This window comes from Acidovorax sp. 99 (genome assembly GCF_003096455.1).
GTDB lineage: Bacteria > Pseudomonadota > Gammaproteobacteria > Burkholderiales > Burkholderiaceae_C > Acidovorax > Acidovorax delafieldii.
Genome location: NZ_QEKU01000001.1, coordinates 984,646 through 1,001,788, shown reverse-complemented (window position 1 = coordinate 1,001,788; position 17,143 = coordinate 984,646). Strand labels below are relative to the sequence as shown.

General features: G+C 64.7%; 20 protein-coding genes. 12 read left to right on the top strand and 8 right to left on the bottom strand.

Translation table 11 applies throughout. The features are described 5' to 3' along the window. Positions 1-10 precede the first annotated feature (10 nt). Together C8C95_RS04710 and C8C95_RS04705 are read right to left on the bottom strand one after the other, a co-directional pair. Positions 11-1,276: a helix-turn-helix transcriptional regulator gene (locus C8C95_RS04710; RefSeq protein WP_116747821.1), complete on the bottom strand. Its 1,266-nt coding sequence runs from the start codon at positions 1,274-1,276 to the stop codon at positions 11-13. 75 nt (positions 1,277-1,351) lie between these two features. Next, complete coding sequence (locus C8C95_RS04705) at positions 1,352-2,152, bottom strand: DUF3667 domain-containing protein (protein WP_116747820.1); 801 nt, start codon at positions 2,150-2,152, stop codon at positions 1,352-1,354. Positions 2,153-2,370: 218 nt separating this feature from the next. On the opposite strand from C8C95_RS04705, the gene coaD reads away from it, so the two are divergent. After that, a complete protein-coding gene (gene coaD, locus C8C95_RS04700) occupies positions 2,371-2,877 on the top strand; it encodes a pantetheine-phosphate adenylyltransferase (RefSeq protein ID WP_015015486.1) in 507 nt (168 codons plus the stop codon). 87 nt (positions 2,878-2,964) lie between these two features. Here coaD and C8C95_RS04695 read toward each other — a convergent pair whose 3' ends face one another. Further along, on the bottom strand, positions 2,965-3,948 hold the full coding sequence (locus C8C95_RS04695; protein WP_207780571.1) for a LysR family transcriptional regulator: 984 nt from the start codon (positions 3,946-3,948) through the stop codon (positions 2,965-2,967). A 228-nt stretch (positions 3,949-4,176) separates the two neighbouring features. Here C8C95_RS04695 and lysA point away from each other — a divergent pair, with 228 nt between their 5' ends. After that, positions 4,177-5,430: a diaminopimelate decarboxylase gene (gene lysA, locus C8C95_RS04690; RefSeq protein WP_116747818.1), complete on the top strand. Its 1,254-nt coding sequence runs from the start codon at positions 4,177-4,179 to the stop codon at positions 5,428-5,430. 331 nt (positions 5,431-5,761) lie between these two features. Here the strand turns inward: lysA and C8C95_RS04685 are convergent, their stop codons facing one another. The 4 genes from C8C95_RS04685 to C8C95_RS04670 all read right to left on the bottom strand — a co-directional run bounded on the left by C8C95_RS04685 (position 5,762) and on the right by C8C95_RS04670 (position 8,138). Continuing rightward, positions 5,762-6,775 (bottom strand): NAD(P)H-dependent glycerol-3-phosphate dehydrogenase, encoded by a 1,014-nt coding sequence (locus C8C95_RS04685; RefSeq protein ID WP_116747817.1) that lies wholly within the window; start codon positions 6,773-6,775, stop codon positions 5,762-5,764. Between the two features lie 52 nt (positions 6,776-6,827). Next, positions 6,828-7,286 (bottom strand): protein-export chaperone SecB, encoded by a 459-nt coding sequence (gene secB / locus C8C95_RS04680; RefSeq protein WP_056065935.1) that lies wholly within the window; start codon positions 7,284-7,286, stop codon positions 6,828-6,830. A 108-nt stretch (positions 7,287-7,394) separates the two neighbouring features. Continuing rightward, on the bottom strand, positions 7,395-7,652 hold the full coding sequence (gene grxC / locus C8C95_RS04675; protein ID WP_015015481.1) for a glutaredoxin 3: 258 nt from the start codon (positions 7,650-7,652) through the stop codon (positions 7,395-7,397). Positions 7,653-7,730: 78 nt separating this feature from the next. After that, a complete protein-coding gene (locus C8C95_RS04670; protein WP_116747816.1) occupies positions 7,731-8,138 on the bottom strand; it encodes a rhodanese-like domain-containing protein in 408 nt (135 codons plus the stop codon). An 87-nt stretch (positions 8,139-8,225) separates the two neighbouring features. Here C8C95_RS04670 and gpmA point away from each other — a divergent pair, with 87 nt between their 5' ends. The 4 genes from gpmA (at position 8,226) to C8C95_RS04650 (ending at position 11,933) form a co-directional block, all read left to right on the top strand. Next, positions 8,226-8,969, top strand: coding sequence for a 2,3-diphosphoglycerate-dependent phosphoglycerate mutase (gene gpmA, locus C8C95_RS04665; RefSeq protein ID WP_015015479.1), 744 nt, complete (start codon positions 8,226-8,228; stop codon positions 8,967-8,969). Between the two features lie 122 nt (positions 8,970-9,091). Further along, entirely contained in the window at positions 9,092-10,528 is a 1,437-nt protein-coding gene (locus C8C95_RS04660; RefSeq protein WP_056065928.1) for a S41 family peptidase, read from the top strand. Between the two features lie 105 nt (positions 10,529-10,633). Continuing rightward, complete coding sequence (locus C8C95_RS04655) at positions 10,634-11,383, top strand: HesA/MoeB/ThiF family protein (protein ID WP_116750138.1); 750 nt, start codon at positions 10,634-10,636, stop codon at positions 11,381-11,383. Positions 11,384-11,495: 112 nt separating this feature from the next. Then, a complete protein-coding gene (locus C8C95_RS04650; RefSeq protein ID WP_056066548.1) occupies positions 11,496-11,933 on the top strand; it encodes a response regulator in 438 nt (145 codons plus the stop codon). 125 nt (positions 11,934-12,058) lie between these two features. Here the strand turns inward: C8C95_RS04650 and C8C95_RS04645 are convergent, their stop codons facing one another. Continuing rightward, positions 12,059-12,691, bottom strand: a complete 633-nt coding sequence (locus C8C95_RS04645; RefSeq protein ID WP_056065924.1) for a response regulator transcription factor — start codon at positions 12,689-12,691, stop codon at positions 12,059-12,061. Here C8C95_RS04645 and C8C95_RS23985 point away from each other — a divergent pair. The 6 genes from C8C95_RS23985 (at position 12,684) to C8C95_RS04620 (ending at position 17,068) form a co-directional block, all read left to right on the top strand. Continuing rightward, positions 12,684-12,809: a hypothetical protein gene (locus C8C95_RS23985; RefSeq protein ID WP_279323199.1), complete on the top strand. Its 126-nt coding sequence runs from the start codon at positions 12,684-12,686 to the stop codon at positions 12,807-12,809. The genes C8C95_RS04645 and C8C95_RS23985 overlap by 8 nt on opposite strands. Positions 12,810-12,813: 4 nt before the next feature. Beyond that, entirely contained in the window at positions 12,814-14,220 is a 1,407-nt protein-coding gene (locus C8C95_RS04640) for a CHASE3 domain-containing protein (protein ID WP_116747815.1), read from the top strand. A 357-nt stretch (positions 14,221-14,577) separates the two neighbouring features. After that, on the top strand, positions 14,578-14,742 hold the full coding sequence (locus C8C95_RS04635; protein ID WP_010463174.1) for a DUF1328 domain-containing protein: 165 nt from the start codon (positions 14,578-14,580) through the stop codon (positions 14,740-14,742). 79 nt (positions 14,743-14,821) lie between these two features. Further along, complete coding sequence (locus C8C95_RS04630) at positions 14,822-15,214, top strand: hypothetical protein (protein WP_056065917.1); 393 nt, start codon at positions 14,822-14,824, stop codon at positions 15,212-15,214. A gap of 170 nt (positions 15,215-15,384) precedes the next feature. Beyond that, entirely contained in the window at positions 15,385-15,702 is a 318-nt protein-coding gene (locus tag C8C95_RS04625) for a BON domain-containing protein (protein ID WP_056066545.1), read from the top strand. A gap of 184 nt (positions 15,703-15,886) precedes the next feature. Further along, positions 15,887-17,068, top strand: coding sequence for a putative zinc-binding peptidase (locus C8C95_RS04620; RefSeq protein ID WP_116747814.1), 1,182 nt, complete (start codon positions 15,887-15,889; stop codon positions 17,066-17,068). The last annotated feature ends 75 nt before the right edge of the window (positions 17,069-17,143 follow it).

Here is a 17,143-nt window from a genome sequence, read left to right as displayed (position 1 = left end):
GAAACGAACGTCACGCCACCAAGGCCGCCACGCGCAGCACACGCTGGGCCAGTTCGGCCTGGCCCCGGGTGCCGGTCTTGGCATACAGGCTGGCCAGCTGTGATCGCACCGTGGGCATCTTCACTTGGCGGGTATCGGCCATTTCGCGCGGCGTCATGCCTTGCAGAAGCAGCGGTAGCAGCGCCGCTTCGGCGGGGGTGAGGCCGTAGAGCGCGCTGCACACCGACACGGTGGCGCCCGCATGCGGGGGCGTCTCGGGCACCAGGATGAACTGGGCCAGCGCCTCGCCGGTGGCGGGGGCCGTACCGCCGCGCAGGGGCGCGGCCAGGGCCACCAGCGTGGCAGGGGCCCCGGGGTGCTGGGGCTGCAGCCGGGCAGAGACCGGTGTCTGCGTACTCAGGCTGGAGCCCAACAGTGGGATCAGCGCGGGGTGGATCTGTGCCAGCTGCAGTGGCTGGCGCGCCTGCCAGCCGGTGGCGCCGCGCAGCAGGATGCGGCAGGCGTCTTCAATGCCCAGCCAGGCGCGGGCGTGTTCGTTCAGGTAGCGCAGTTCGCCCCGGCGGTTCACATGCATCACGCCCAGGGGCAGCTGGTCCAGCGTGCGCTCCAGCGCGCTGGTGTGGCGCTGGGCCTGCTGCAGCCGCCGCTGGGCGCGCATGAGGCTGCGCACCCAGGGCGTGGCGGCGCGCAGGCGGGCGAATTGTTCGGGTGTGAACTCACTCTGGCCCAGGTCGTTGTACATCGCCAGCACATGCATGCCGACCTCGGGCGAGGCCTCGACGATGCTGTTGACCATGGCATCAATGCCCAGGGGCCGCAGGTAGTCGGCATAAAACGCACCCCGCCGCAGCGCCGGGGTGCTGACCAGCTGCTGGCTCAGCGAGCCGCCGCGCGCCAGCGCCTGTCCTTGCTGGCGTTCCAGCGCCTCGCTCCAGGCGTCGCAGCCCTGAATGAGGTTGGCGTAGCGCGCGAGAAAGTCGTCGGGCATGCCCCACTGGTAGGCGGCCAGCGGGTCGTCCGAGCCGGGCAGGGGGCAGAACAGCACCACCTTGTGGCTGCCCAGCGCCTCGCCCAGGCGGCGCAGCAGGCGCTCCACCATGCCGGGCTCGCCCAGGGCCTCCAGGCTTTCGGCCATCAAGGCCTCGAAACCCGGGATGCCTGGGTGCTGCCCCATGCGCTGCATATCCCACTCCTGACCGGCCAAGGTGGCCTCCTTTTCGCTGTATGGGTTGAACTGCGGCGGATCGTAGGTGCGTTGCCGCCAGGGCGGCATCATTCAGGTGAAGGATGTGGTGGCACTCCGACACACAATCGTGAACTGGTTCACATTTTTCAGCGGACACCGGGTGGCTCAGCCGCCCATCTGCCAGAGCACCAGCTCCACCACGCCCCGGGCATAGAGCTGGGTGGCCTGCCACTTGAGCCCGGCAAACAGCGCCCCGGCCAGCAGCAGCCAGCCCGCGTCGCGGCGCAGGTCCAGCAGAAAGAACTGCCGCAGCGCCAGCATGAACATCAGCGTCTGCAGCGCCGTCATGTACCAGGGCGACCACTGCTTGTGCCACTTGAGCAGTTCCGGCGAATGCGCCAGCACCAGGGGCAGCTGGTTCACCATCTGCAGCGCGATGAACACCGCCTGGCAGTACAGCGCCAGCGCCAGCAGCTCGGCCGTGTTGTAGCCGCGCCGGCGGAACACCAGCCACATGCTGGCCAAAGCCGCCACCGCCCCCAGCGAAAACGACCACTTCGAGTACCCAGTCACCAGCGCATACATACGCTGCGCGGCCTCGCTGGGCAGCTCGGGCCGCAGGTAGTCGGTGTGACCCAGCACGATGAGCAAAAAACCGATGGACAGGAACAGCAGCGTGAGCGGGTGCGGGTGGTCCTTGCGCTGGCCCAGCACATACTCGCGCGCCATGGTGCCCGGCTGCGGCAGCACCCGCAGCGCATTGCGGATGGTGCTCCACTCAAACCACCGGAACCGCTCCCAGGCCTCCTTGCGCATCATGCGGGTGCCCATGCGCGCCGCTTTCTTCTGCCCACAGTGTGCGCAGAACGGGCCAGTGAGCGCCGCGCCGCAGTTGAGGCAGGCGGTGGTGTCGAACAGCGCGTCGTTGATGGGGGTGCTGGGGGATGCGTTGGGGGAGGAGGTCACAGGCGGGGCCTACCTTGGGGCAGAAAGGGCTGGGCATGGTAGGCCGCGAGCCTGCGCCTGGCATCGTTCAGGTGGACGATGCGGCGGTTGGGCGGATGTGGTGTCCGGGTTCATGTTGCACTGCACTGCATAATGCGCGCACGCGGCCCGGCGGGCCCTGCGGGGAGCGCCCCGGGGGCCGGGGCCAACGTCAATCGCCAGACAGGAGACAACCAGCCATGGCCCAGAACGTGCTCGCCGTGTACCCCGGAACCTTCGACCCCATCACCCTGGGCCATGAAGATGTGGTGCGCAGAGCCACCCAGTTGTTTGAACGTGTGATCGTGGCCGTGGCGGCGGGCCACCACAAAAAGACCCTGTTCTCGCTGGAAGAGCGCATCGACATGGTGCGCGAGGCCGTGAAGATGTATCCCCAGGTGCAGGTCGAGCCCTTCTCGGGCCTGCTGCGCGACTTTGTGGTGTCGCGCGGCGGCAAGGCCATGGTGCGCGGCCTGCGCGCCGTGACGGACTTTGACTACGAGTTCCAGCTCGCGGGCATGAACCGCAGCCTGATGCCGCAGGTCGAAACCGTGTTCCTCACCCCCAGCGACAAGTACCAGTTCATCAGCAGCACCTTTGTGCGCGAGATCGCGGTGCTGGGCGGCGAGGTGACCAAGTTCGTGTCGCCTTCGGTCGAGGAGCGGCTGGCCGTCAAGGTGCGCAGCCTGGCAGCGCCGGGCGGCTGAGGACACTGTCCGAAACGCGCAAGGATCCCCTGTGTGGCTTCTTTGTGCTGATAGCGCTAGTGCGATATGCCTTGACTGCTATCAAAATCATAGTTTATAGATCCTGTTGCATCGGCCCATGGCGGGCGGCAGCTGCGTTGCAATGGCCTGGGCCTGCGCGCGCAGGGCCTCCAGCATGGGCACGACCTCGGGCAGGGGCGGGCGGTACAGCGGCAGCAGCGCCGTCACGCTGAACGGGATGGAAAACGCCAGCCGCCGCAGCACCAGCCGCTCGCTGGCGGCGGCCAGGGCGGTGACCGGGTTGACGATGGCAATGCCCAGGCCTTGCTCGACCATGGCGCACACCGCGGCGGCGCTGTGGGTCTCCACGCGCAGGGTGCGCTCCACGCCTGCCTCGGCAAACCGGGCGTCGATCAGGCGGCGGTAGGGGTCTTCGGCCGAGAGGCTTACAAAGAATTCACCGGCGAAGTCGCCGAGTTGCAGCACCGGCTTGCGTGCCAAAGCGTGGTGGGCGGGCAGCACAGCCACCTCGTCCAGGGTCAGCAGCACCTCGGCCCGTGTGCCCGGCGGGGCGGTGGTCTGTTCGCACAGGCCCAGATCAAACCGCTGGGCGCTCATCCATTCTTCGAGCAGGGGCGATTCCTGCGGTGTGACGGACAAGCGTGCCTCGGTGTGCGCCTGCATCAGCCGTGCCGCTGCACCCGGCAGCAGCGCATGGGCCAGCGCGGGCAGGCACAGCACCGACAACTGCACGGCCCCCGACCGGCCCAGCGCCACGGCCCGGTCCACCACGCGCTCCAGCCCCTGCCACGACCGCTGCACCTCGTCCCACAGCGCCAGCGCCCGCGCGTTGGGGCGCAGGCGGCCCTGCACGCGCTCGAACAGCGCGTACCCCAGCAGCGACTCCAGCCGCGCCAGCTCGCGGCTCACGGTGGGCTGCGAGCTGTGCAGCAGGTCGGCCGCGCCGGTGGCGCTGCCTGCGGTCATCACGGCCCGGAAGACCTCGATGTGGCGGTGGGTGATGCGGTGGGTAGTACGGTGATTCTGTGGGGGCTCGGTCATGCCAGTCATGCACAGAGCATATCCATATTGAATGGATGGCGTAAATCAAAGCATTCGACTGAATGCGTGGATGGCGGCATCATCCGCGCATCGTTCACGCTGAGAGCGGCTAAAAAAACTCTTCTGGCGTCGTTGCTGTGTCTTGTCGTACTGCTCGTACTGCCTGCAACACAGCGCCTAGCCAGAACCGCTTCGCTGAGTTTTGTTAGCCGCTCTTAGTACCCTTGGAGCCTCCCCATGTCCAACCCTTTCTCCCCCGCCCAGCTCTGGGCCCTGGCCGACCAGTTTGGTACCCCGCTGTGGGTGTATGACGCGGCGACCATCCGCCAGCGCATTGCGCAGGTGTCCAACTTCGAGACCATCCGTTTTGCGCAAAAGGCCTGCTCCAACATCCACATCCTGAAGCTGATGCGCGAGCAGGGCGTGAAGGTGGATGCCGTGTCGCGCGGCGAGATCCTGCGTGCGCTGGCGGCGGGCTATGTGGCGGGTAAAGGCGTGGAAGGGCCGTCGGAGATCGTCTTCACCGCCGACCTGTTCGACGCCGCCACGCTCGACTGCGTGGTGGAGCACGGTGTGCCCGTGAACGCAGGCTCCATCGACATGCTGCACCAGCTGGGCGCGCGTTCGCCGGGCCACGCGGTGTGGCTGCGCATCAACCCCGGCTTTGGCCACGGTCATAGCAACAAGACCAACACCGGCGGCGAGCACAGCAAGCATGGCATCTGGCACACCGACCTGCCTGCGGCGCTGGCCGCGATCAAACAGCACGGCCTGAAGCTGGTGGGCCTGCACATGCACATCGGCTCGGGCGTGGATTACAGTCACCTGCAGGAAGTGTGCGGTGCCATGGTCAACCTGGTGCGCACGGCGCATGCGGCGGGGCATGACCTGCACGCCATCTCGGCGGGCGGTGGCCTGTCCATCCCCTATCGCAGCGGTGACCCGGTGGTGGACACGCAGCATTACCATGGCCTGTGGGACGCCGCGCGCCAGCAAGCCGAGGCCATCGTGGGCCACAAGCTCGGCCTGGAGATCGAGCCCGGCCGCTTTCTGGTGGCCGAATCTGGCGTGCTGCTGGGCCAGGTGCGCGCCACTAAGAACGCGGGCAATAACAACTTCGTGCTGGTCGATACTGGCTTCAACGAACTCATGCGCCCGTCCATGTACGGCAGCTACCACGCCATGAGCGTGCTGCGCCGCGATGGCTCCACGGCCGCCGAGCAGCCCACGGTGGTGGCAGGCCCGCTGTGCGAGTCGGGCGACGTGTTCACCCAAGGCGACGGCGGCGTGGTGCTGCCGCGCGACCTGCCCGCCGCCCAGGTGGGTGACCTGCTGGTGATCCACGACACGGGCGCGTACGGCGCCAGCATGTCCTCCAACTACAACACCCGTCCGCTGATTGCCGAGGTGCTGGTGGACGGCGGCCAGGCCCGCCTGATCCGCCGCCGCCAGACGGTGGACGAGCTGCTGGCGCTGGAGCTGGGGCTGTAAGCCCGGCCGCAGCGCTGGCCTCCTACGCTGTGGGGTGGATCTGCCACAGGTCCAGGTAGGTGAGGGCCTACGGACATGGGGTGCAAAGCCGGACAAGGGCCGGCCGGGGTGAGAAATACAGTGAAACCACCTGAACTTCTCACCCTTTCAAGGAGATCCCCATGCCTCTCATTGCCTGGCTACTTGGCGTCCCGCTGTCGGTTGTGCTGCTGCTGATGTTGTTTGGGGTGTTCTGAACCCGCATCCCGGCGCGCATGCCATTGGCTCCGCCAAACAAAAGGCCCCTGTGGAATTCCGCAGGGGCCTTTTGTCTTGGGGGATCAGTAGGGGGTCACACCAACTCAGAGGCCGGCCCGCGCCCCATGAGCGTGACAACCGCATCGGCCGGGGTGAGCTGGCCATCCAGCAGCGCCACCACCGCGCGGGTGATGGGCATGTCCACCCCCAGCGCTGCTGCCCGCTGCGCCACCGTGCGGGCGCTGTAAACACCCTCGGCCACATGGCCCAGCGACTCGACGGCCTGCGGCAGGGTTTTGCCCTCGGCCAGCAGCATGCCCACGCGCCGGTTGCGCGACAGGTCGCCCGTGGCGGTCAGCACCAGGTCGCCCAGGCCCGACAGGCCCATGAAGGTGTCGGGCCGCGCACCCAGCGCCAGACCCAGCCGCGTCATCTCGGCCAGGCCGCGTGTGATGAGTGCGGCGCGGGCGTTGAGGCCCAGCGCCAGCCCGTCGCACAGGCCGGTGGCAATGGCCAGCACGTTCTTCACCGCGCCACCCACCTCCACGCCCACGATGTCCTCGTTGGCATACACACGCACGCTGGGGCTGTGGAAGGCGTTGACCAGCGCATCACGCACCTGCGCATGGGGGCTGGCAGCCACCAGGGCGGTGGGCTGGCCTAGCGCCACTTCTTGCGCAAAGCTGGGGCCGCTAAACACGCCTGCTATCAGTTCAGGAGCTACCAGGGCTTGTACTTCATGCGCCAGCAGCCCAAAAGATGTGGAATTGCCAGCGGTTGCAGCCTCAAAGCCCTTGCACAGCCAGGCCACTGGGGCAGCGCAGCCATGCAGGGCCTGCAGCATGCCGCGCAAAGCCGCCATGGGTGTGGCCACGATGACGAGGTCGGCTCCTGGCCACAGCGTAGCGAAGTCGCCATGGGCCAGCGTGAGGGAGGGGGGGAGGGTGATACCGGGCAGGTAACGCGCGTTGTGCCGCTGCGTCTGCATCTGGGCCGCCTGGGCGGCATCACGCGCCCACAAGGTGACGGCATGACCTGCGGGGTGCTGGGCAGCACTCATGGCCACCGCCGTCCCCCAGGCTCCAGCGCCCAATACTATGATTTTCATAGCTGTATGCGCTTATTCATCCAGCACTACAGGCAAAAATGCCTGTAAATGCTTACTGCGTGATGATGGGCGAGGCTTGGCCTGCGGCCTGGGCTTGCTGTTGCTCGTACATGGCCTGGAAGTTGATTTCGGCCAGGTGCACGGGCGGGAAGCCAGCGCGGTTGATCACGTCGGCCACATTGCCGCGCAGGTAGGGGTACACGATCTGGGGGCAGGCGATGCCCATGATGGGGCCCATCTGGTCTTCGGGCACGTTGCGGATTTCGAAGATGCCGGCTTGCTTGGCTTCGACCAGGAACACGGTCTTGTCCTTGATCTTGGTCTGCACGGTGGCGGTCACAGCCACTTCAAAGATGCCTTCGGCCACCGGGGTGGCTTCCACGCCCAGCTGGATGTCCACGCTGGGTTGCTCTTGTTCGAGCAGGATGGCGGGGGAGTTGGGCTGCTCCAGCGACATGTCCTTGAGGTAGACGCGCTGAATCTGGAACACGGGGTTTTCTTGGTCGGCCATGGTGAAGTCTCTTTGCTCTTACGAAATTGCTAGCAAAACAAAACCCGCCGGGGAGCAGCTCCCGCAGCGGGCACATGGGGCTGCATTATGCAGCGCCCGCAGAGGCGGTCAGGCGCCGAGCAGGGGCATCAGCTCGCCACGGCTGTCCAGTGCCACCAGGTCATCGTGGCCGCCCACGTGGGTGTCGCCGATGTAGATCTGCGGCACCGTGCGGCGGCCGGTGATTTCCATCATGTGGCTGCGCGCGGCGGGGTCGGTGTCGATGCGGATCTCCTCGATCTGCTCCACGCCCTTGGACTTGAGGATCTGCTTGGCCCGGATGCAATAGGGGCAGACGGCGGTGGTGTACATCTTCACGGGTTGCATGGCGAACCTTCCTCTTTCTTCCTGTGGGACTGAAAAACCAGTCGCAAGACTAGCGCTGACCGAATAACTGGGGGCGGATCAGGCTTTTTCCACAGGCAGGCTGGCGTCTCGCCAGGCCTTCATGCCACCGGCGAGTGCCTGGGCTTTGTCGTAGCCCAGTTTTTTGGCAATGGCGACGGCGCGGTTGGCGCGTGCGCCGCTGGCGCACACCAGCACCACGGGCAGGGCCTTGTTCTTGACCACGGCGGGCAGGCGCTCTTCGAGCTGGGACACGGGTACGTTCTTGGCGCCAGTCACGTGGCCGGTGGCGAATTCCTCGGCTTCGCACACGTCGATGACCACCGCTTTTTCGCGGTTGATGAGCTGCACGGCGCGTGCTGGCGTCAGCGAACCGCCACTGGCGTTCTTGAGGACCGGCCACAGCAACATGCTGCCCGAAGCCAGTGCAACGAGGAACAGATACCAGTTATCAATAATGAATTTCACGAAGCTTCCTTGGGTTGGCGAACAGCGTAATTCTAGAATGCTGGGTTTTGGCCCGCATTTTTTTGACCTGCCTTTCCTGGGGAAACCATGTACAAGCTCGTTCTGATCCGCCACGGCGAATCCACCTGGAACCTTGAAAACCGCTTTACCGGCTGGACCGATGTGGACCTCACGCCCACTGGCGTTTCACAGGCCATGTCGGCCGGCAAGCTGCTCAAGGCCGAGGGCTACGAGTTCGATCTGGCGTTCACCAGCGTGCTCAAGCGCGCCATCCACACCCTCTGGTACACGCTGGACGAAATGGACTGCACCTGGCTGCCAGTGGTCAAGGACTGGCGCCTGAACGAGCGCCACTACGGCGCCCTGCAGGGCCTGAACAAGGCTGACATGGCCAAGCAATACGGCGACGAGCAGGTGCTGGTCTGGCGCCGCAGCTATGACACGCCGCCGCCCGCACTGGAAGCCACCGACCCCCGCAGCGAGCGCGGCGACCGCCGCTACGCCGGTGTGGCTGCCGAGAACGTGCCCTTGACCGAGTGCCTGAAAGACACCGTGGCCCGCGTGCTGCCGTTCTGGAACGAGGCCATGGCGCCCGCCATTCGCTCGGGCAAGCGGGTGGTGGTGGCTGCGCATGGCAACTCCATCCGCGCGCTGGTGAAGTACCTGGACAACATCTCCGAGACCGACATCGTGGGTCTGAACATTCCCAACGGGATTCCACTGGTATACGAGCTCGACGCCGACCTCAAGCCCATCCGTCACTACTATCTGGGCGATGCCGAAGCGGCGGCCAAGGCCGCAGCCGCCGTGGCATCGCAGGGCAAAGCGTAAATCGCAGGTAAAGAGCGGGGAAAACCCCGCTTATCCCCGCCAAAGTGAGCATCCATGCGGAACTGCGGCGGGTTTGGCCCTTCCAAGGTGTATATTGGTTTCGAAGCGGTAAAAGGTGTTGTATGGGCCACAAACTCAAGATTGCAGGATGGGTATCGGTAGGCGTGGTGGCGGGTGCGCTCACCACGGTGTCACTGCAAACGGTGGCGCGTGGCGCCATGACGCCGTTGCCGCTCGAAGAAATCCAGCAGCTGTCCGCCGTGTTCGGCCTGGTCAAGACCGATTACGTCGAGCCGGTCGATGACAAGAAGCTCATCACCGACGCCATCTCGGGCATGGTGTCCAGCCTGGATCCGCACTCGCAGTACTTCGACAAGAAGTCCTTCAAGGAATTCCGCGAAGGCACCTCGGGCCGCTTCGTGGGCGTGGGCATCGAGATCACGCAGGAAGACGGCCTGATCAAGATCGTGTCACCCATCGAAGGCTCGCCTGCCTTCCGCGCCGGCCTCAAGACCAACGACCTGATCACCAAAATTGACGAAACCGCCGTCAAGGGCCTGGCGCTGAATGACGCCGTCAAGCGCATGCGCGGCGAGCCCAGCACCAAGGTCACCCTCACCATCTTCCGCAAGGACGAGAACCGCACGTTCCCCGTCACCATCACGCGCGAAGAGATCAAGACCCAGTCCGTCAAGGGCAAGGTGATCGAGCCCGGTTACGCCTGGATCCGCCTGTCGCAATTCCAGGAGCGCACGGTGGATGACTTTGTGCGCAAGGTGGAAGAGGTCTACAAGCAGGAGCCCAACCTCAAGGGCCTGGTGCTGGACCTGCGCAACGACCCCGGCGGCCTGCTGGATGCAGCCGTGGCAATTTCTGCGGCTTTCCTGCCCGAGAACGTGACGGTGGTCACCACCAATGGCCAGCTGGCCGACAGCAAGGCCACCTACAAGGCTGCCCCCGACTACTACCAGCGCCGCGGCGGCGGTGATCCGCTCAAACGCCTTCCCGCGTCCCTCAAGGCGGTGCCGCTGGTGGTGCTGGTCAACGAAGGCTCTGCCTCCGCCAGCGAGATCGTGGCTGGCGCGCTGCAGGACCACAAGCGCGCCACCATCATGGGCAGCCAGACCTTCGGCAAGGGCTCGGTGCAGACCGTGCGTCCGCTGGGGCCTGACACGGGCATCAAGCTGACCACCGCCCGCTATTACACGCCGAGTGGCAAGTCGATCCAGGCCAAGGGTATCGTGCCCGACGTGATGATTGACGAGTCGGAAGAGGGCAACATCTTTGCCGCCTTGCGCATGCGCGAGGCAGATCTGGACAAGCACTTGAACAGCGGCCAGGGTGAAGAGAAGAAGGACGAAGCCCGTGAAAAGGCCCGTGAGGAAGCCCGCAAGCGCATGGAAGAAGAAGCCAAGAAGCCTGCGGCCGACCGCAAGGTGCCCGAATTCGGTTCGGACAAGGACTTCCAGCTGGTGCAGGCCCTCAATCAGCTCAAGGGTCGCCCTGTGCTGGTCAGCAAGACGCTGACAGAGCGCAAGGAAGAAAAGAAAGAGAATTGAGCTTTTCGCGCTCTGACCCCGGGCTGGATTTCGCGAGGAATCCAGCCTTTTTCATGTCCGCCTGTTTCACCGTTGATTTTTTGGCCGCTGCAGGCCCGCCTTCCCATGACCGATGACCAGCTCCTGCGCTATTCCCGCCACATCCTGCTCGACGAGGTGGGCATCGAGGGGCAGGAGCGGGTGTTGGAAGCCCATGCTCTCATCATCGGCGCTGGCGGGTTGGGATCGCCCGCTGCGCTGTACTTGGCGTCCGCCGGTGTGGGCCACATCACACTCGTCGATGACGATGTGGTGGACCTGACCAACCTGCAGCGCCAGATTGCGCACACCACCGCGCGCGTGGGCAGTCCCAAGGTCCAGTCGGCGGCGCAGGCCATGGCCGACATCAACCCCGAGGTGCAGGTCACCGCACTGCAGGCCCGGGTGGATGCGGCGGCTCTCGACAGTCTGGTGCGCGATGCCACAGTGGTACTCGACTGCAGCGACAACTATGCGACCCGCCAGGCGGTCAATGCCGCGTGTGTGCGTCACAACAAACCCTTGGTGGCGGGGGCTGTGATCCAGTTCGATGGGCAGATCACGGTGGTGGACCCGCGCGATGCGCAGTCGCCTTGTTATGCCTGCATCTTCCCGCCGGATGCGGAGTTTGAAGAAGTCCGCTGCTCCACGATGGGTGTATTTGCTCCGCTGGTGGGTGTGGTGGGTGCGATGCAGGCAGCCGAGGCGCTCAAGCTCATAGCGGGCGTAGGTCAGTCGCTGGCGGGGCGGCTGCTGATGCTCGATGGCCGGGCCATGGAGTGGAGCACCATGCGCGTTCAGCGCCATACCCATTGCAAGGTGTGTGTTGTGCGGTAGGATTTTTCCTACATGGCCAGCGTGTTGTGGCTGGCAGAATCCGGCGCATGGAAGCCTTAAATTCAAGGCTAGGACAGCGTGACCCGCACTGTCCGTACACATGGACCCGCCCGTGAAACTGCGCACCTACATTGTTGAAGACAACGCGACCATCCGCGAGAACCTGATCGGAACTCTGGAGGAGTTGGCGTCTGTAGAAGCGGTGGGCGTGGCAGAAACTGAAGACGACGGTACGAACTGGTTGTCGTCGCACCCTGAGGAATGGGACTTGGCCATCGTGGATCTGTTCTTGCGCCAGGGCAGCGGATTGGGTGTGCTGGCTGCCTGCCGCACGCGGCGGCCCGGCCAAAAAATGGTGGTGCTCAGCAATTACGCCACGCCGGATGTGCGCATGCGCTGTGCGCAGCTGGGTGTGGATGCAGTGTTTGACAAATCCAACGAGATCGACGCGTTGGTGGACTACTGCGTACAGCACAGCAGCCCGGCCCACGGGCTGGACGCCGGTAGCGGCGGCGGTGTGTCAGCCGCCTCATCGGGCGCATCCCAGTGACACAACCCGCCGCCGCGTGCGTGGGTGCATGCGGCAGTCGGGGTGCTTCTTTTTCCTTCTTTTTCAGCGCAAAAGCAAGACTTGCCTACGCCCGGCAGCGCCGGGCTCTGGCCAGATCCTGGATGTCAGTCGATCAGGCGATTTTTGAGTGCGTAGTAGGTCAGGTCGCTGTTGGACGAGAGGCTCATCTTTTCCATCAGGCGTGTGCGATAGGTACTCACCGTTTTCACGCTCAGCGACAACGACTTGGCGATATCGCCCGCCGTCTCTCCCTTGGCCAGCTTCAGGAACACCTGGAACTCTCGCTCAGACAGCTGCTCATGCGGTGGCGCATCGTCCTTGCGGTTGAGTTGCTGTGCGAGCAGTTCGGCCACGGCAGGCGTCAGGTAGCGGCGGCCCAGAGCAATGGTGCGAATGGCCTCCACGATCTCCGACGGTTCGCACTCCTTGTTCAGGTAACCACTGGCACCCTGGCGGATCAGGTTGATCGCGTAGTGTTCTTCAGGGTAGCCACTCAGGATCAGGATGCCCATGTCGGGCGCCTTGGCGCGCAGCATGGCCAGCGCGTCCAGCCCGCTTTGGCCAGGCATCGACAGGTCCATCAGCAGCACATCGATTTCCTTGTTGCGCACCAGGTCGATGGCCTCGCGGCCGTTGGCGGCCTCGCCTTCCACCCGCAAGTCCACGTGCTCGGACAAGAACTGCCGCAGCCCGGAACGAACAATCGCGTGGTCATCCACAATGCCAATCTTGATCATTGATGCTTCTTTCGAGGCGGCAGCAAAGGTGCTGCCGGTGTGTATTGAAGTCCAGGCGCTCGGCATGTCGTTGCATGGCTGGTGCACCTGGCAGGTAACGGGTCATTATCCAGAATAAGCGTATGAATCTCCAAGAAAACACCCGGCGTTGGTTACCAAAAGTCCGACAGATGGCCTTGAGCCTGCCCATGGCGCTGTTGGCGGCCATGGTGCTGGTGGGCATCAATGAAACGGGTCACATGCGTTCGCAGGACGCGGTGGAGCAACTGGCCCAGGGGCTGACCACAAGGTCTGATGTGAACAAGTTGCTCCAGAGCATGCTGGATGCAGAGACCGGTCAACGCGGTTATCTGCTCACGGGTAATGAAACCTACCTGGAGCCCTACGACAAGGCTGTAGCCACGGTGCAGACCAATCTTGACAGCCTGCGCACCCAGTTCATGGCCTCGCCAGAAGACATGCAGGAGTTTGCACTGTTGTCGCGGCAGATATCGCGCAAGCTGGCTGAGATGGAGCTGAGCCTGCGCCTGCGCCGCCAGGGCAACGAAGATGCGTGGAAGTTCATTCTGAACACGGATGTGGGCAAGGAGCACATGGAGGCGATCCGGCAACATGCGCAAGAGCTCATCGCCCGCAGCGATCGGCGCCTGCAGCAAGGCCGCGAGCAGATCGAGCAGTCGCTGATGCTGTCGCGCATCGGCATTGCCACGGTCACTGCCATTGGCCTGCTGGCGTTCTACATGTACCTGCGCCAGACGCAGGCGGTTCAGACCGTCAACCTGCGCGAGCAAGAGGTGCTGGAGCGTGAGCGCGACCGCCTGGAAGGACTGGTGCGCGACCGCACGGCCACGCTGTCCGAATTGGCCAACCACTTGCAGGAGGTGCGCGAAGAAGAACGGGGCCATCTGGCGCGGGAACTGCACGACGAGCTGGGCGCGCTGCTGACGGCTGCCAAGCTGGATGTGGCGCGCCTCAAATCCAAGATCGATGCCACTGCGCCCGACATTGCCGAGCGCCTCAAGCACCTCACCGAAACGCTCAACAGCGGCATTGCGCTCAAGCGTCGCATCATCGAAGACCTGCGACCGTCGTCGCTGTCGAACCTGGGGCTCACCGCCGCGCTGGAGATCCTGACACGTGAATACGCCGAGCGCGCAGGCATTGAGGTTGAGACCAGTCTGGAGGCCGTTCCACTGCCCGACGCAGCGCAGCTCACGGTGTATCGCATGGTGCAAGAGGCGCTGACCAACATCGGCAAGTACGCCAAGGCCAGCAAGGTGCTGGTGTCGGTGCACGGCTACCCCACGCATGTGGCGGTGCAGGTGCGCGACGATGGTGTGGGTTTCGACCCTGGCACCGTGCGCCCCACCTCGCACGGCTTGGCTGGCATGCGCCACCGGGTCGAGGCAGCGGGCGGGCGTCTCACGCTCACTTCGCGGCCTGGCAATGGCACCCTGTTGTCGGCCGTGCTGCCGCTGCCGCGCACCTCGTCAGAGCCGCGCCGCAACGCCGCTGCACACGATGCCTGAGGCATACGCCGCCCTCTTCCTGCATCTCCCTCATTCCCTGCATTGCGTGGCGCAGCGCATGCAGGCCCACGTGCGACATCTGCGGGCTGTGGGCTGTGGGCACGCCATGCTGCCCGAAGCCATCGTCCCGTTGTGGCGTGCCTGCGCTGCAGCCGCTTGTGCGCGCTACCGTGCGCCCAGTCCGACCGGTCCGGCCAGTGCGCGCCGTCCTACATGACGCCCACTGCGCCGCCGACATGGGCGCGCGCCGCGCACCGGCATCCAGGGCACAGGGAGATACCTACAGTTGGTTCCAGGCGTTGAGGTTTTGGCGCCACCCGATCTGCCGGCAAGCCGGCCACCCATAAGGAGATGGAAATGTTGCACTACGCAGTTGTTTTTCTGGTGATCGCGCTGATTGCAGCCCTCTTCGGTTTTGGCGGTATTGCTGCCGGTGCCGTGGGCATTGCGAAGATTCTGTTCTTTGTGTTCGTGATCATGGCTGTGGTCACCTTCGTGCTGGGGCTCCTGAAAAAGGGGTGAGTCAGGCCGCAACGCCTGGACTGCTGCCCTTCACCCCCCTCCCGCATCCCCTGTACCCCATACCCCAAGGAGTTTCCCCATGAGCCTTCAGACCGCTACCGATAAAGTGACCCACGGTGTTCGCAACCTGGCCGATGACGTGCTGCAAAGCGCGCAGGACGCAGTGCAGACCACCCGGGCTGCCGCCGACCAGTCGCTGGACAAGGCCGAAGAAAGCGTGCGCGCCCTGCGCCGCCAGACCGACCCGGCGATTGATGACCTGGCAGCCCGTGCACAGGACCTGGCTGCTCGCAGCATTGACTACTGCGCCGAGACCAGCGCGCGTGCACGCCGTCAGATCCAGCAGGCAGCCGAAGTCACCGGCAAGTATGTGGCCGAGCAGCCCGGCAAGTCGCTGGTCATCGCCGCCGCATCGGGGGCTTTGCTGGCCACCGTGGCGATGTGGATGTCCCGCCGGCGCAATGCATACTGAGGGCTAGCACACCGGTGTTTGCACGCCGGTGCCTTGCCCGCAGCGCTTGGCTATGCGCCAGCGCTGTCCTTTTTCCCACAGTCCGCCGGTCGCGGAGGGTGCAACAGACCGGTGGACTGAACATGTCCCAGCACCCGCGTTCCCAACCATTCTTGAACAAGGAAAACACCATGAAATACGCACGTGCCCTCGCTTTTGCCGCAGTTGCCGGTATCACCATCGTCACAGCCACCGGTTGCTCGGTAGCCCGCGAACAGCAAACAGTTGGCTCCTATGTGGATGACGCCGGCATCACCACCGCCGTGAAGGCCAAGATGGCCGAAGACAAGAACGTGTCTGCCACCTCCATCAGCGTGGAAACGCTCAATGGCACGGTGCAGCTGTCGGGCTTTGCCAAGTCGCAGGCTGAAAAGAACCAGGCCGAAAACATTGCGCGCAACACCAAGCATGTGCGCGAAGTGCGCAACAGCATCGTTGTGCGGCCCTGACCGGTAGGGCTGACGCCCTGCACCCGGGGCCCCACGCCCCTGGCGCAGTGGCTTCGATCCTGAAGCAGGCTCCGGGCATGTCCCGGGGCCTGCTTTTTTCATGGACCCATCCTGGCGCTGCAAAAGGGGGGCCGTGCGTTGTTCCTCCTCACTGCTCCGGTCCACGGGGTATAAGCTCCACACCATGCGGGTATTCAATTGCGACCATTGCGGTCATCTGGTGTTTTTCGATAGCGTGCAGTGCCTGCATTGCGGCAGTGCGCTGGCCTTCTTGCCCGATGTGCTGACCATGGCTGCCCTGGCCCCTGCACCGCAGGACGGTGCCGGCCTGTGGCGCCGCCAAGGGGGGCAGGGCAGTGCCCACTACAGCGGGCGCCTGTACCGCATGTGCCGCAACCACACGGACCACCAAGCCTGCAACTTCGCGATACCCGCCAACGACTTTGCGGAGCTGTGTGTGTCGTGCCGCCAGACCCGGGTGATGCCCGACCTGTCTGAGCCCGCCAACATGGGGCGCTGGATGCAGATCGAAGCGGCCAAGCGGCGGCTGTTCTACAGCCTGGCCCGCCTGGGCCTGGAGCCGGCGCCCGGGCGTACCGGTCCAGTGTTCGAGTTTTTGGCCGAGGTGCCGGGCGGACCGCCCGTGCTGACGGGCCACCACAGTGGGACCATTACGCTCAACGTGGCCGAGGCGGACGACGACGAACGCGCGCGCCGCCGCATCGCGCTGGGTGAGCCCTACCGCACTCTGATCGGTCACCTGCGCCATGAGTCCGGCCACTTCTATTGGGACCAGCTGGTGCGCGACGGCGGCCGGCTGGACGACTTCAGACAGATGTTTGGTGACGAGCGCCAGGACTACGCAGCGGCGCTGGAGGCGCACTACGCCAAGGGCAACGAAGGCAGTGACTGGGCCAACCACCATGTGAGTGCCTATGCCGCCGCCCACCCCTGGGAAGACTGGGCTGAAACCTGGGCCCACTACCTGCACATGATCGACCTGCTGGAAACCTCGGCCAGCTATGCCACCGAGGTCACCATTCCCGGTATCTATGGCGCGCAGCGCAGCAGCGCCATCGATCCCTTTGCCAGCCCGGCGCCCGACTTTCAGTCCATGGTGCAACACCTGGTGCCGCTGACGCTGCTGCTCAACAGCCTTACGCGCAGCCTGGGTCAACCTGATGCCTACCCGTTCGCGCTGGCGGGTGAGGTGCTGGCCAAGCTGCGCTTTGTGCACGACATGGTGCGTGCAGCGGCCGCGCGTCCTGCCCCTGTGGCCACCATGGCACCCATGCCGCCACCCTCGCCGGCTGCAAATCAAGGTATCAAAAAGAATAGCAAAACAGCCAATAAAGACCGGCGCTAGAGAGCGATTCGGCCGAAATATTGACGGTGGCTGCCAGCCGGGCATGAAAACGGCCTGGAACTTGCTTGAGGGCTT

Bases quoted from the DNA above. Each gene is read 5' to 3' on its own strand.
- C8C95_RS04710 (WP_116747821.1), bottom strand. From the start codon at position 1,276: ATGATGCCGCCCTGGCGGCAACGCACCTACGATCCGCCGCAGTTCAAC.
- C8C95_RS04620 (WP_116747814.1), top strand. From the start codon at position 15,887: ATGCGGGTATTCAATTGCGACCATTGCGGTCATCTGGTGTTTTTCGAT.
- C8C95_RS04635 (WP_010463174.1), top strand. From the start codon at position 14,578: ATGTTGCACTACGCAGTTGTTTTTCTGGTGATCGCGCTGATTGCAGCC.
- C8C95_RS04625 (WP_056066545.1), top strand. From the start codon at position 15,385: ATGAAATACGCACGTGCCCTCGCTTTTGCCGCAGTTGCCGGTATCACC.
- C8C95_RS04640 (WP_116747815.1), top strand. From the start codon at position 12,814: ATGAATCTCCAAGAAAACACCCGGCGTTGGTTACCAAAAGTCCGACAG.
- C8C95_RS04645 (WP_056065924.1), bottom strand. From the start codon at position 12,691: ATGATCAAGATTGGCATTGTGGATGACCACGCGATTGTTCGTTCCGGG.
- C8C95_RS04630 (WP_056065917.1), top strand. From the start codon at position 14,822: ATGAGCCTTCAGACCGCTACCGATAAAGTGACCCACGGTGTTCGCAAC.
- C8C95_RS04660 (WP_056065928.1), top strand. From the start codon at position 9,092: ATGGGCCACAAACTCAAGATTGCAGGATGGGTATCGGTAGGCGTGGTG.
- secB (WP_056065935.1), bottom strand. From the start codon at position 7,286: ATGGCCGACCAAGAAAACCCCGTGTTCCAGATTCAGCGCGTCTACCTC.
- lysA (WP_116747818.1), top strand. From the start codon at position 4,177: ATGTCCAACCCTTTCTCCCCCGCCCAGCTCTGGGCCCTGGCCGACCAG.
- grxC (WP_015015481.1), bottom strand. From the start codon at position 7,652: ATGCAACCCGTGAAGATGTACACCACCGCCGTCTGCCCCTATTGCATC.
- C8C95_RS04655 (WP_116750138.1), top strand. From the start codon at position 10,634: ATGACCGATGACCAGCTCCTGCGCTATTCCCGCCACATCCTGCTCGAC.
- coaD (WP_015015486.1), top strand. From the start codon at position 2,371: ATGGCCCAGAACGTGCTCGCCGTGTACCCCGGAACCTTCGACCCCATC.
- C8C95_RS04685 (WP_116747817.1), bottom strand. From the start codon at position 6,775: ATGAAAATCATAGTATTGGGCGCTGGAGCCTGGGGGACGGCGGTGGCC.
- gpmA (WP_015015479.1), top strand. From the start codon at position 8,226: ATGTACAAGCTCGTTCTGATCCGCCACGGCGAATCCACCTGGAACCTT.
- C8C95_RS04695 (WP_207780571.1), bottom strand. From the start codon at position 3,948: ATGACTGGCATGACCGAGCCCCCACAGAATCACCGTACTACCCACCGC.